The sequence below is a fragment of the Aliivibrio sp. S4MY1 genome, assembly GCF_028765545.1.
In the GTDB taxonomy this organism is placed as follows: Bacteria; Pseudomonadota; Gammaproteobacteria; order Enterobacterales; family Vibrionaceae; genus Aliivibrio.
Genome location: NZ_JARACP010000002.1, coordinates 133,881 through 145,541, shown reverse-complemented (window position 1 = coordinate 145,541; position 11,661 = coordinate 133,881). Strand labels below are relative to the sequence as shown.

The 11,661-nt window shown below is 40.0% G+C and carries 9 protein-coding genes; 6 read left to right on the top strand and 3 right to left on the bottom strand.

What is annotated here, in order from left to right; genetic code table 11:
• Positions 1-97: 97 nt before the first annotated feature.
• Complete coding sequence (locus PVK71_RS03155; RefSeq protein WP_274417753.1) at positions 98-1,300, bottom strand: sugar efflux transporter; 1,203 nt, start codon at positions 1,298-1,300, stop codon at positions 98-100.
• Positions 1,301-1,505: 205 nt separating this feature from the next.
• On the opposite strand from PVK71_RS03155, the gene PVK71_RS03150 reads away from it, so the two are divergent.
• Positions 1,506-2,393 (top strand): helix-turn-helix transcriptional regulator, encoded by an 888-nt coding sequence (locus tag PVK71_RS03150; protein ID WP_274417754.1) that lies wholly within the window; start codon positions 1,506-1,508, stop codon positions 2,391-2,393.
• A 113-nt stretch (positions 2,394-2,506) separates the two neighbouring features.
• Here the strand turns inward: PVK71_RS03150 and PVK71_RS03145 are convergent, their stop codons facing one another.
• On the bottom strand, positions 2,507-3,343 hold the full coding sequence (locus tag PVK71_RS03145; protein WP_274417755.1) for a delta-class carbonic anhydrase: 837 nt from the start codon (positions 3,341-3,343) through the stop codon (positions 2,507-2,509).
• Positions 3,344-3,598: 255 nt separating this feature from the next.
• On the opposite strand from PVK71_RS03145, the gene PVK71_RS03140 reads away from it, so the two are divergent.
• Complete coding sequence (locus tag PVK71_RS03140) at positions 3,599-4,438, top strand: LysR family transcriptional regulator (RefSeq protein WP_274417756.1); 840 nt, start codon at positions 3,599-3,601, stop codon at positions 4,436-4,438.
• 335 nt (positions 4,439-4,773) lie between these two features.
• Here the strand turns inward: PVK71_RS03140 and PVK71_RS03135 are convergent, their stop codons facing one another.
• Positions 4,774-5,502 carry a TetR/AcrR family transcriptional regulator gene (locus PVK71_RS03135; protein WP_274417758.1) on the bottom strand — a complete coding sequence of 243 codons (729 nt, stop codon included), beginning with the start codon at positions 5,500-5,502 and terminating at the stop codon, positions 4,774-4,776.
• A 242-nt stretch (positions 5,503-5,744) separates the two neighbouring features.
• Between PVK71_RS03135 and PVK71_RS03130 the strand changes: the two genes are divergently transcribed.
• The 4 genes from PVK71_RS03130 (at position 5,745) to PVK71_RS03115 (ending at position 11,556) form a co-directional block, all read left to right on the top strand.
• The gene (locus PVK71_RS03130) at positions 5,745-6,818 is read left to right on the top strand and encodes an efflux RND transporter periplasmic adaptor subunit (RefSeq protein WP_274417759.1); all 1,074 of its coding nucleotides are present in this window, start codon (positions 5,745-5,747) and stop codon (positions 6,816-6,818) included.
• Complete coding sequence (locus PVK71_RS03125; protein ID WP_274417760.1) at positions 6,818-7,879, top strand: efflux RND transporter periplasmic adaptor subunit; 1,062 nt, start codon at positions 6,818-6,820, stop codon at positions 7,877-7,879. Before PVK71_RS03130 ends, PVK71_RS03125 begins: the two co-directional genes overlap by 1 nt.
• Positions 7,879-10,941 (top strand): efflux RND transporter permease subunit, encoded by a 3,063-nt coding sequence (locus tag PVK71_RS03120; protein ID WP_274417761.1) that lies wholly within the window; start codon positions 7,879-7,881, stop codon positions 10,939-10,941. Before PVK71_RS03125 ends, PVK71_RS03120 begins: the two co-directional genes overlap by 1 nt.
• A 198-nt stretch (positions 10,942-11,139) precedes the next feature.
• Complete coding sequence (locus PVK71_RS03115) at positions 11,140-11,556, top strand: VF530 family DNA-binding protein (protein ID WP_130046782.1); 417 nt, start codon at positions 11,140-11,142, stop codon at positions 11,554-11,556.
• Positions 11,557-11,661 lie beyond the last annotated feature (105 nt).

The following is an 11,661-nucleotide window of genomic DNA, read 5'->3' as shown; positions in this document are numbered from 1 at the left end:
CAAAAACCAAACTGAATGTTATGTAGAAAAGTAACCTAACAAACAATGGGGCAATAGCAAATCAGCTATTACCCCTGCGCTTTAAATAGTGTTAACCCTACACCTCTCCTACCGCGCATTGGCCTTCAATCATTACCTTCTGTTTCTTCTCTAGCATCTCAAACACAATCAACAACACAGCAGCTATAACAGCACCAACAAAGCACAAATACAGCGCGCTGTAGTAGTTGTATAACTCACCCACAACACCAACCAAAACACTTGATACCAAGACACTGATGTTCAGCATGTTAGAGAACAGGGTAGAGGCTGTGCCTAAACGGTCTTTCATCATATCTTGCAATGCGACCATGCCAAGCGTGGCACATACACCAATGAACAATCCATTAAGTATTTGGGCAATCAGCATCCCTGTAAAACTGGTGGTTGATAGCATAACAAGAAAGAACATGGCACCAGATATCACGCCAAGAGTCATTACTCTGGTTGTACCTAGTTTGTCAGCCATTTTACCTGCCCCAAGCATCACTGGGATCTCGCAAGCTGCCGCCATACCAAACATTAACCCCAACCAACTCACATCAACTTGCAGCTCTTGTGAAAGATATAGAGGCATACTGGTGATATACAAGTTGTTGGCAGAGAAAGCACAAACAATGATAAAGCAATAAAATACAACCATACGTCCTAACGGTTTATTCTCAACTGTTGCCGCAGTTCGTTCTTCTTTTGTCACCACATTATCAGGAATAAATTTAGCGATGATGAGTATTGCGACAGAGACAGTAATAGCAGACACCGCAAACGCTGCGCTAAAACCAAATTGTGCTTTAAGCATGAACGCGGCAGGCGGACCAAATACCCACGCAATCGCAAGACCTGCACGCATCTTCGCTAAAAAACTGGTGCTGTTGGCGACGTGTCTGTCACCATATTCTCGACCTAGAGCAAACAGTTGACCAAAAGATGCGCCACTGATGCTACCAAAGACCACTGCCATGGTAATCGCTAACCAATAATCACGAATAACGGTAAAACTGGCGACCAAAATTAAGTAACTTGCTAAAGAGACAATAAGAATGGTTTTACGGTTCCAATGCGTGTCTGAGCGTTTGGCAATAAACTGAGATACGATCACAGAACTGCTGACAGCGAGCGTCATATACAGGCTTAACATCATTGGTGATGCGCCCAACTCCTCTACAATAAACAAGCTTGATAGTGGGTAAAAAAACGCACTACAAAGCCCAGTAATAAAGGCGATAAAAATAAACAAAAATGTCTTCTTGTTTTGCGGCATAGTGAAGCTCCAGTGTACGAAAGAGAATGTGGTTGAACCGTTTTATTTAGGCGTAGTCTACTCAATGAAAGGGAGGGGGAGTGATGTTATTCGAGCTACCTCTAATACTATTCAGTCATTTTACTATCTTTCTTTGACAGGTGACGCTTACACGATTAGCCTGAGAGTGACTTATTTCGAGTGGTGTTAACCGTTAAGGCCAAGAATGAAACCATTTAAAGAACATGTGCAAAATGTACCTAGTTTTGATTGGATAGTAAGAGAATTTCATTGTCGTGTAGAAGACAATGAGTTTGCGTGTTCTTGGCATTATCATTCTGAATATGAATTGGTGTTGTATCTAGACCCTGATGAAGCATTTCAAGGCAGTTATTTTGCAGGAGATGCGATTGGCGATATCCATCATAATTCTCTGCTTCTTTATGGGCCAGGCTTACCTCATATGGTGGCGGGACGAAGCGTAAAATTAGAGCAGTCAAAACATCACACTTTAATTATTTGGTTTGCTCACCATTGGGTTGAGCGCTTAATGACACTGATCCCTGAAGCGAGAAACCTCAAGCGGTTATTAGATAATTCTGCTTATGGCTTATCGTTTAGCCCAGAAACCGCACAAAAGATGTCGGAATTATTAAAACAGGCTAATACGTTAGAGCGTCATTTGCAGGCGATAAAAGTGATTGAGATATTAGTCAGTCTTTCTGATGATACGAAGGCAAAAAAGCTATCAACCACGCCTTATCGAATTAAGCCGCTTTCCGATGATTCAGAATTAAACCATCGAATTGAGCGAGCAACTCGTTACATAGAAACGTATTATGGTGATGCAATTAAGATCTCCGATTTATGTAAGCGACTTCATATGAGTGAAAGCTCGGCTTATAGAATGTTTGAGAAGCATTATGGAATGAGTTTTTCTGATCATCTAAAGCAATACCGTATTGGTAAAGCGTGTGAGCTGTTAGCGAGTACTAACTTTTCTATCGCATTAGTGGCAGAAAAAACGGGATTTAAAAATATATCTAACTTTAATCGCCAATTTAAAGAGTTAAAAATGATGACGCCAACCGAGTTTCGACGTCGATTTAATTAGATAAGAGCGTTGGACGCAGTAGGTAAACGGCGCGTCTTGATTATCTTCAGCATGATTAAATTAATATTTAAAAAAGGCCGCAAGTAGCGACCTTTGAATAGATAGGGTAAAAGTTAGTGTCCAGAAGAGAGTAGATCTGGATTAGTCACTAGGTTTCTTACACCATGTGCGTGATCTTCTTTAAAGTCATTTTCTGTTAACCATTCAGCGACAGAACTAATATTAACTTTAGTTACTTGCGGTCTAACGCTCCAAGTTACTTGTAAAGGTGATCCTTGCTCATTATAGCTAGGCCCTGTTGTTGAACCTGCGTATTGAATTGGCTTTCCTGTATTAACTGGAATGTTCACTGCTTGGTAATACCCCGACTTTTTAGCGTATTCAGTTAAATACTCAAAATCCTGAGCTGAGTTATCATTAACTAAAACATACACTTGTGTTTCTACACGTAATTGTGGGTTGCCAATTGAGTCAGATAAACATGCACCAAGTGTTGGGCCTGGCTTAACGTTAGCCGTGGTATGAACATAATGCACTTCAATGGTGTCACCAGATTGCAGTGTACTATTTTTGTGATTAAATGGTTTTAGCTCTGCTTTACTTAGCTTGCCGCTATACGCATAGCCAGTATTGCTGCCTTTTCCATCGCCATTGCCAACGTAGGTAGTAAATTCGCCACCTTTATGTTCCGCATTTTTATGGAAATGAATATTACATAAATTCATTTGAGTATATTCTGGCGCTAATCCAAATAAACGTTGATTATTGCCAGTTAAGTTATCGATATCTCTAGGAGATTGAGGACCAAATCCTTTACCATCAGTATTCTTTGCTAGAGCTGCTCTCTGTTCAGTAATGATATTATCATTAACGGTTTTATTCGTGTCTGTAAACGCTGCGGCAGTAGTGCTCATAAAAACAAGTGAAGTAACCAGTAGTTTTGCTTTCATAAAATAGATACCTTATCGTGATAACATTATCAAAATAAATTTACATAATAATTAGATATTATAAAACGAAAAGAATGTAACATTGGTGTACACAATGTTACAGATGTAAGTGATTTGATGGTTATCTATTATTTACAAATATATTTCTATATAAAATACATACTTTGTTGTAAATAGTTCATTATCTTACAAAAAATACCAATGCTAATAGAGTGCTGATGTCGATTAAATCGAGATATCGAGTAGGGAAGCGAAATGAACTTAAATTTTATCAAACATTTTCTAGCGGTGTATGACTTTGGTAGCGTGACAAAAGCCGCGGATCATTTGAATATTACTCAGCCTTCAATGAGCAGTGCGATTAAAAAATTTGAAGAGAGTTACGGGCAACCGTTATTTCTAAAAATAGGACGATCTCTAGAGCCAACCGATGCAGCCCATTCATTAGCCTATCAAGTGCGTCCGATAATGGAGCAATTGGTGGTGGCGTTGGAATCTCCACGTCGTTTGATAATCAGCGCGCCAGAAATCGTATTGCAATCTTTGCCTGATATGGACGATGCGTTGCTGACAGAAAGCCCTGCGGTTGAATATCAAATGCTCGATAAAATTCGCTCAGGTGAAGTTGATATTTTGATTGATGATATTACTGTGACTGACTACACCTTTGTGAGTGAGAGTTTAGGTAAATTGGATATTGCCTTTGCCTGTCGATGCGATCACCCAACCATTACTGGGAATTCATTAAGTTTAGAGCAATTTAATCAAGCTGAGCATGTCATGCTTAAATTGAAAAATGAGAACATGGGCGCATTTGAAACCCGTCCTGATGAGATATTTGAGCGTAACATTGTTCGTGAAGTGAGTGGTCCATCTAATCTATTGTTAAGTGTTAGACACACGGATGCGATCTGTATTGTGGCTGAAAGTATGTTTGGTTTGGCCCAAGAGCTCGGGCTAAAGGTATTAGAGTCGCCTTTTCCACTTCAACCTTATGAGATAAAGCTTATTTATCATCGCCGTAATATAAGCAATAAAACGCATCAATATATACGTGAGCAGATTAAAGCTAGACTAAGTGAACGGCATCAATAAATGCATAGATAAAAACTATGTATCGAATAGTCAGTGACCGATAGTTTCTCGTTATCAAGCATCATAGTATTACCTGATTAGAGTCTAATTCATTCATCTTTAATGAAAAATTAGATTTATTTGAATTATAGGTAAACCGGAGTTATTTGATGAAATTTGATAAAGATGTTCTTATTCCTCGCACACTGATCGCAACTATTATCGCTGTTTTAATTATTGCCCCTAATGTGTAAGAGGGAAGCCGTAGTAAGACATAAATTTGATGTTGTTTCTGAATTAAGATAATAAAAAACCTTCTTTTTATTATCTTTTTTGCGTTTTCTTTCCCAAAATAATCAAATCTCAATCTTATTCTCTAACGGACATTCAACATCAAGTAATAATTCACTAAGTTGAGTTGGACAAAGCATCTCTTCTTTTACGACTGAAAACTTTGAAGCCATGATTTGGTTAAATAGATTCCAATGTTGCAGTAACAGTTTTTCATGGTTATCTGCAAATTGTGGCCAGGTTTCAGACATCATTGGGGTTAAGCTTGATGCGCCATGAGAAAAAATCAGCATTTGCCATTTAGTTTCCCAAATATCGAGCTTTCCATCAGGGTTGGCTTCATTGTACTCTTCAAAAAGATCTTGAAATATCGCTTCAAACTCACATTTGGTTTTTAAGAAGTACTCAAGCAGAGCATTGTCATCTTGGCGAATGGCATCAGCAATCATTTTGATGGGCTGTGGATTCATCAGCGTAAACGCAGACAACTTAACAATGAAAAGATAAATGCGATAGCTGGGTGTTTTATCTTCTGGAAGTGAGGCAATAATCGCATGAAGATAGCTTTGCATGTGAGCATCACAAGCATCACTTATTTCCTTCCAAATCATATCTTTACTGCCAAAGTGATGACGAATAAGACTATGGGAAACGCCCGCTTTCTCACTGATGTTACGCAGTGATACACGCTCGTAACCTAGCTCGCCAAACATCGTTGCCGCAACCATTAAGATTTGACATTTTGTTTGTTCAGCAGCTTCGGTACTTCTTTTTCCCTGCTTTTTCTCTGTCATTATTCACCCTTAGTTTGTGCTCTTAATTACCAATATATACGCATTAATTGTTGCTAATCGCTTTGATTTCTGAGCAGCCGAATGCGTATTTATGGCTTAAGCATACCAAGTTCAGCGCCTAACGCGTACTTAAAAATGCACTTTTCAACTATTTTACTGCACGGGTGTAAAATATATTGATCTACTTCAAATTAAAACTATACTGCACAGGTGTGTAGTAAATAATATGAGTGGAGATACTTGTGCGAAAACAAAATATAAAGCGCACATTCCTAGGAGCTGTTGTTGTATTAAGCTTGTCGGGTATGTTGACGGGATGCAATAAAGCGATATCTGAAACCACAGATATGACAGTTAAGCCTGTAAAACTATTATCGGTAAAAGATCTCGCTGTTGCTGATTCTGATGCGTTTCTTGCGCGTATTGATGCGACATATCGAGCACAACTGTCATTCCAAGTGGGTGGTGAAGTCTCTGATATCAAAGTTAAAATGGGACAAGCGGTAACTAAAGGTGAGTTATTGGCGTTATTAGATCCAAACGATTTACAACTGGCATTGGATGCAGCGAAAGCACAGTTCTCACTAGCGAAGACACAATGGAGTCGCGCTAAAAGTTTGTACAGTAAGAAGCTCATTAGTACCAACGATTACGATCAGCGTGAAACACAATATCAAGCAGCATTGGCAAATTACGAACAAGCAAAAACGGATTTAAGTTATACCGAAATTCATGCGCCGTTCTCTGGCATTATTTCGTATACCTACGTAAAACCACATCAAATTGTGGGTGAGAAGCAAGAGATTTTAAATCTGATTGATAACTCAACATTGGATGTGTCGGTAACCTTACCTATTAGCTACGTAGACTCAGTTTCTATTCCGGCATTAATTAGCAGTGATATGTGGGTAACCATGGATAATGAACCTAACAATCAAATTAATGGTCGATTTAAAGAGATCTCAACGCAGCCTAATTTAGACACGAACAGTTATGAAGCGATTGTAACGATGGCCTTGCCAGAAGGACGCAATTTATTAACGGGCATGACGGGACAAGTTCATATTCCCAAACAGAAAAACTCTGATTATTTGCAACTTCCCCAAAGTGCGTGGGTAAGTAAAAACACCAACCAAGGGCAAGTGTGGTTAATGAATGAAGAAACAAACACCGTCACTAAAGCGACGTTACCGTTAAACGAGCAAGGGTTGGTGATATCTGGTTTAAACGCGAATGATTATGTTGTGATTGCCGGCGTTGATAGCCTTGTTGAAGGTCAAACAGTAAAAGCATGGCAGCGTGAGGAAGGTATTTAATGAAGCGTTCATTATATTCATTATTGGTACTGAGCCTTTTTATGTTAACGGGTTGCCAAGAAGAAGTAGTAACAGAAACCAGTGAGCCACTTTATATCTCTGGCTTTACGGTTGATGCGCCTGTGACTCAACAATTTCGCTCTTTTAAAGGCCAAGTGGTTCCTGCTGAGCAAACCCCTATTGCGTTTCGAGTAACAGGTGAGATCCAAGAGGTCTTAGTTAAAGCCGGAGATGTGGTTAAACAAGGTCAACTCATTGCAAAACTAGAAGATAGCAAGGTACAACAAGCGGTTAATGATGCTAAAGCACAGTATTCGTTAGCGTCAAAACAGTACCAACGCGGTAAAGAATTGAACCGTCGCGCTATGATTTCAAAAGCGGAACTTGATGAGTTATTTGCGAACAGAGAATTGGCACAAGCGACGTATCGTTCAGCAAATAATCAATTAACTTATACCCATCTTATCGCGCCATTTAGCGGCAAAGTGCTTGATGTTTATAAAGAGCAGTTTGAACGTGCAGCAGCAGGCGAGCCCATTCTGAATTTGTATCAAAATGATAAAGTGTACGTACGTATTGATCTTTCAGATAACGTGTTAGCCATGATAAATCCTGAAAGCAATCGAGACTCTTATCATCCAATGACCACATTTTTTGGTTTATCAGATTCTTATTCTATGGAGTACTTGGAGCACACCAGCGAGCCGAGTGAACAAACTCAAACTTACGAGATGTACTTAACCATGCCTCAACCGAGTACTGAGATTTTACCGGGTACCAGTGCTACGGTGAATGTGGACATGGTAGAAGCAGGGATCACTTCAATTGATGGTTACCATGTACCCGTGACGGTATTGCAAGCGGGTCAAAAAGCAGGTCTGTTTTATGTCTGGATCATACGTGATGGACAAGCGGTTAAAGTTCCAGTGTCTATTCGCCAAATTAATGGTGAAGGGGCAATTGTGGCTTCTGGTATTACTCAAGGTGATGTTCTTGCCAACTCAAGTTTACGAAAATTACGTGAAGGCAAAAAGGTAACGTTAGTGGAGAATCAACAATAATGAACATTGCTGAATATTCAATAAAAAACAAAGTCATTAGTTGGCTATTCATTGTTATTTTAACCGTTGGTGGTATCACCTCATTTTTAGATTTAGGCCGTTTAGAAGACCCTGCCTTTACGATTAAAGATGCGATGATCATCTCGACTTATCCGGGGGCAACCTCAAAAGAAGTCGAAGAAGAGTTAACGTATCCGTTAGAAAAAGCGATCCGTAAATTACCTTATATTGATAAAATCACATCGACCTCCTCTAATGGAATGTCACAGATAATGGTGAGTATGAAGATGGATTACGGTCCAGATGAGTTGCCACAGATCTGGGATGAAATGCGTCGTAAAATTAATGATTTGAAACCAACTTTGCCTCAAGGGGTTCAATCTTTACAGATCATTGATGATTTTGGTGACGTGTTTGGCGTAATGATGATGCTGACGGGTGACGATTATAACTATGTAGAGTTAAAACGTTATGCCGATACATTAACGCGCGAATTAGAACTGATTGATGGGGTAGGTAAAGTCTCTATCGCGGGCGATCAACAAGAAATGCTGTTTGTTGAGATCTCTCTAGATCGCTTAGCGGCACTGAACCTAGACATGAACACCGTGGCTGGCCTATTAAACCAACAAAATAACGTGGTGCAGGCGGGTGAAGTATTGGTGAATGGCGAGAGCTTAACCATTCGTCCAAGCGGTACATTAACCACGATTGAATCGTTAGAAGATTTGATTATTCATGGTCGTGATACGGGCAATTTAATCCGCCTAAAAGACGTAGCAACGATTAGCCGCGGCACACAAGAGAAACCGAGCAATGTGATCCGATTTAACGGAAAAGATGCGCTAAATATCGGTTTATCGTTCGCTTCTGGTGTGAACGTGGTCGAAGTTGGTCAACGTGTTCAAGAAGAACTCGCGTATTTAGAATCGATCAAACCTGCGGGACTTGAGTTAAGTTACTTTTACAATCAAGCTCAGGAAGTTGATACGTCAGTTCGTGATTTTATCATCAGCTTAGGTGAAGCAGTTGCGATTGTTATTGTGGTTTTACTGTTTGCTATGGGGATGCGAAGCGGCCTAATTATTGGTGTGGTGTTACTACTGACCGTATTCGGCACGTTTATCTTAATGAGCTACAACAACATTGACCTTCACCGTATCTCATTGGGTGCATTAATTATTGCGCTAGGGATGCTGGTTGATAATGCCATTGTAGTGGTTGAAGGGATTTTAGTTGGCCTGAAAAAAGGGCGAACCAAAGTTCAAGCAGCAGCTGACATTGTAAAACAAACTCAGTGGCCTTTATTGGGCGCAACAGTGATCGCGATTGCCGCATTTGCTCCGATTGGTCTGTCTGAAGATGCCACTGGCGAGTTCATGGGCGATTTGTATTGGGTGTTGTGTTACTCATTGTTTTTAAGTTGGGTAACGGCTATTACAATCACGCCATTCTTAGCTGACTTGCTATTGAAAGAAGAAGATAAAAACACGGGTGAAGAAGAAGACGCTTACAAAGGGTTCTTATTTACCGCGTTTGGTTCATCACTTAAATTAGCGTTACGCTTCCGTTGGGTAACGGTTGTTTCGCTAGTAGGTTTACTGGTGGTGGCTGTGATTGCTTTTGGTAATGTAAAGCAGCAATTCTTCCCAGCCTCAAACACGCCAATGTTCTACGTCGATATGTGGATGCCAGAAGGTACAGATATTCGTGAAACAATTAAGCAATCAGAAGCGGTTGAGAGCTATATTAATAAGCAAGACAATATTGAGTTTGTATCAGCATCGATTGGTCAAGGTATGCAGCGTTTTGCGCTAACTTACCAACCAGAAAAAAGCTATGAAGCGTATGCGCAATTTCAGATCCGAACCACGGATCGCGAATCAATGTTTAGCTTATTAGAAAATCTAACCAACTCATTAGATAAACGTTTTGAGAAGCCGACCTTTCAGTTCAAAATGATGGAATTTGGCCCTTCTCCTGCGTCTAAGATCGAAGTTCGTATTTCAGGGCCTGATCCTCAAATTCTGCGTGATTTAGCAACCGATGTTGAAGACATTCTAGCGACAGATTCAGGTTCAAGAAACATTCGACATGATTGGCGTGAACGCACTAAGGAGTTAACGCCCGTATTTAATGAATCAAAAGCGCGTCGTTTAGGGATCTCAAAAGAAGACTTATCAAATACGCTGCAAATGGCATTTGGTGGTAACACATTAGGAATGCTTCGTGATGGCACACATACTCTGCCAATTGTGGCGCGTTTGCCAGAAGTAGAACGTGTGGATTTTGAATCACTGCAAAACGTGAAGATCTGGAGTCCATCATTGCAAAGCTACATTCCAGTAGATCAAGTGATTGATGGTGTGAACCTAGATTGGAGTGAGCCTCTTATCCAGCGTCGCGACAGAAAACGTACGATTACGGTAATGGCAGATCACGATCTATTAAGTGATGATACGCCTGCAAGTTTGTTAGCGCGTGTTCAACCAAAAGTGTTGGAGATGCCGTTACCAGAAGGGTATGAAATTACTTGGGGTGGCGAATATGAATCATCAAAAGATGCACAAGAGTCTCTATTTGGTTCGCTGCCAATGGGTTACTTGTTCATGTTTATCATTACTATGTTGCTGTTTAATTCGTTTAAAAAGCCGTTAGTGATTTGGTTTACGGTTCCGTTATCCATCATTGGTGTGGCGTTTGGTTTGTTGAGTACCAATATACCGTTTAGCTTTACCGCGTTCTTAGGCTTATTGAGTCTAAGCGGTATGATTTTGAAAAACGGTATCGTATTGCTTGATCAAATCAACATTGAATTGTCATCAGGTAAAGATCCGTACATTGCGATAGTGGACAGTGCGATCAGCCGTGTTCGTCCTGTGAGTATGGCGGCGTTAACGACCATATTAGGGCTTATTCCATTATTGTTTGATGCCTTCTTTAGTTCGATGGCAATCACGATCATGGCGGGTTTAGGTTTTGCGACCATTCTGACCTTGATTGTAGTGCCAGTAATGTACGCGATTTTATTTAAGATTAAGCCAACACCAAACCACGTATAAACTAACACTGTCTTTGAGTTTATTTTTACTCACCAATCACAATGGCCTTAGGGTTATTGTGGTTGGTTTTTTACGTTATAATCACCTTAAAGATAGATACTTACATTTCGCTGCTTAATACTATATTTTGAGTGATAACCCTGTATAATCCGCCGCCTATTCACCCTGTTTGAACAACTAACACTTAGGATATTCGTTATGATGACTGATGAAGAAAGAATTGAACTGCAACAAAACAACCCATTACACGGTCTTAAGTTAGAAATCTTACTGCAAGAGTTGGTTGATTTTTACGGCTGGGAAATTCTAGATACAGCAATGCGTTTAAATTGCTTTAACACCAACCCGTCGATTGCAAGTAGTGTTAAATACTTAAAGAAAACAGAATGGGCGAGAGAGAAGCTAGAAAACTTCTACTTATACCGTTTTAAGCGTATGCCACGTGCGTCTAACCTTGAGTTTGATAAGCCGCCACGTTCACGTACTTTCCCACACGGTCTTGAGCCAAAAGAGCCTATGGAATTGACGGTTGATTCGATTTTAAAATCGCAAGCAAAAGCAGCATCTGCTCATAAAGAACGTACTTCTAACCGTGGTGGTAACTACCGTCGTTAAGAGAACCACAGCTAAGTAAACGGTTGTTAATTTAAGTTGATTTCTAATTAGATATAAAATAAAAAAAGCCAAGCTGGGTAATCCAAGTTTGGCTTTTTTGTGCTT

What these genes read in the sequence shown, in the direction of transcription:
- PVK71_RS03155 (WP_274417753.1), bottom strand. Translation starts at nt 1,300, where the DNA reads ATGCCGCAAAACAAGAAGACATTTTTGTTTATTTTTATCGCCTTTATT.
- PVK71_RS03150 (WP_274417754.1), top strand. Translation starts at nt 1,506, where the DNA reads ATGAAACCATTTAAAGAACATGTGCAAAATGTACCTAGTTTTGATTGG.
- PVK71_RS03145 (WP_274417755.1), bottom strand. Translation starts at nt 3,343, where the DNA reads ATGAAAGCAAAACTACTGGTTACTTCACTTGTTTTTATGAGCACTACT.
- PVK71_RS03140 (WP_274417756.1), top strand. Translation starts at nt 3,599, where the DNA reads ATGAACTTAAATTTTATCAAACATTTTCTAGCGGTGTATGACTTTGGT.
- PVK71_RS03135 (WP_274417758.1), bottom strand. Translation starts at nt 5,502, where the DNA reads ATGACAGAGAAAAAGCAGGGAAAAAGAAGTACCGAAGCTGCTGAACAA.
- PVK71_RS03125 (WP_274417760.1), top strand. Translation starts at nt 6,818, where the DNA reads ATGAAGCGTTCATTATATTCATTATTGGTACTGAGCCTTTTTATGTTA.
- PVK71_RS03120 (WP_274417761.1), top strand. Translation starts at nt 7,879, where the DNA reads ATGAACATTGCTGAATATTCAATAAAAAACAAAGTCATTAGTTGGCTA.
- PVK71_RS03115 (WP_130046782.1), top strand. Translation starts at nt 11,140, where the DNA reads ATGATGACTGATGAAGAAAGAATTGAACTGCAACAAAACAACCCATTA.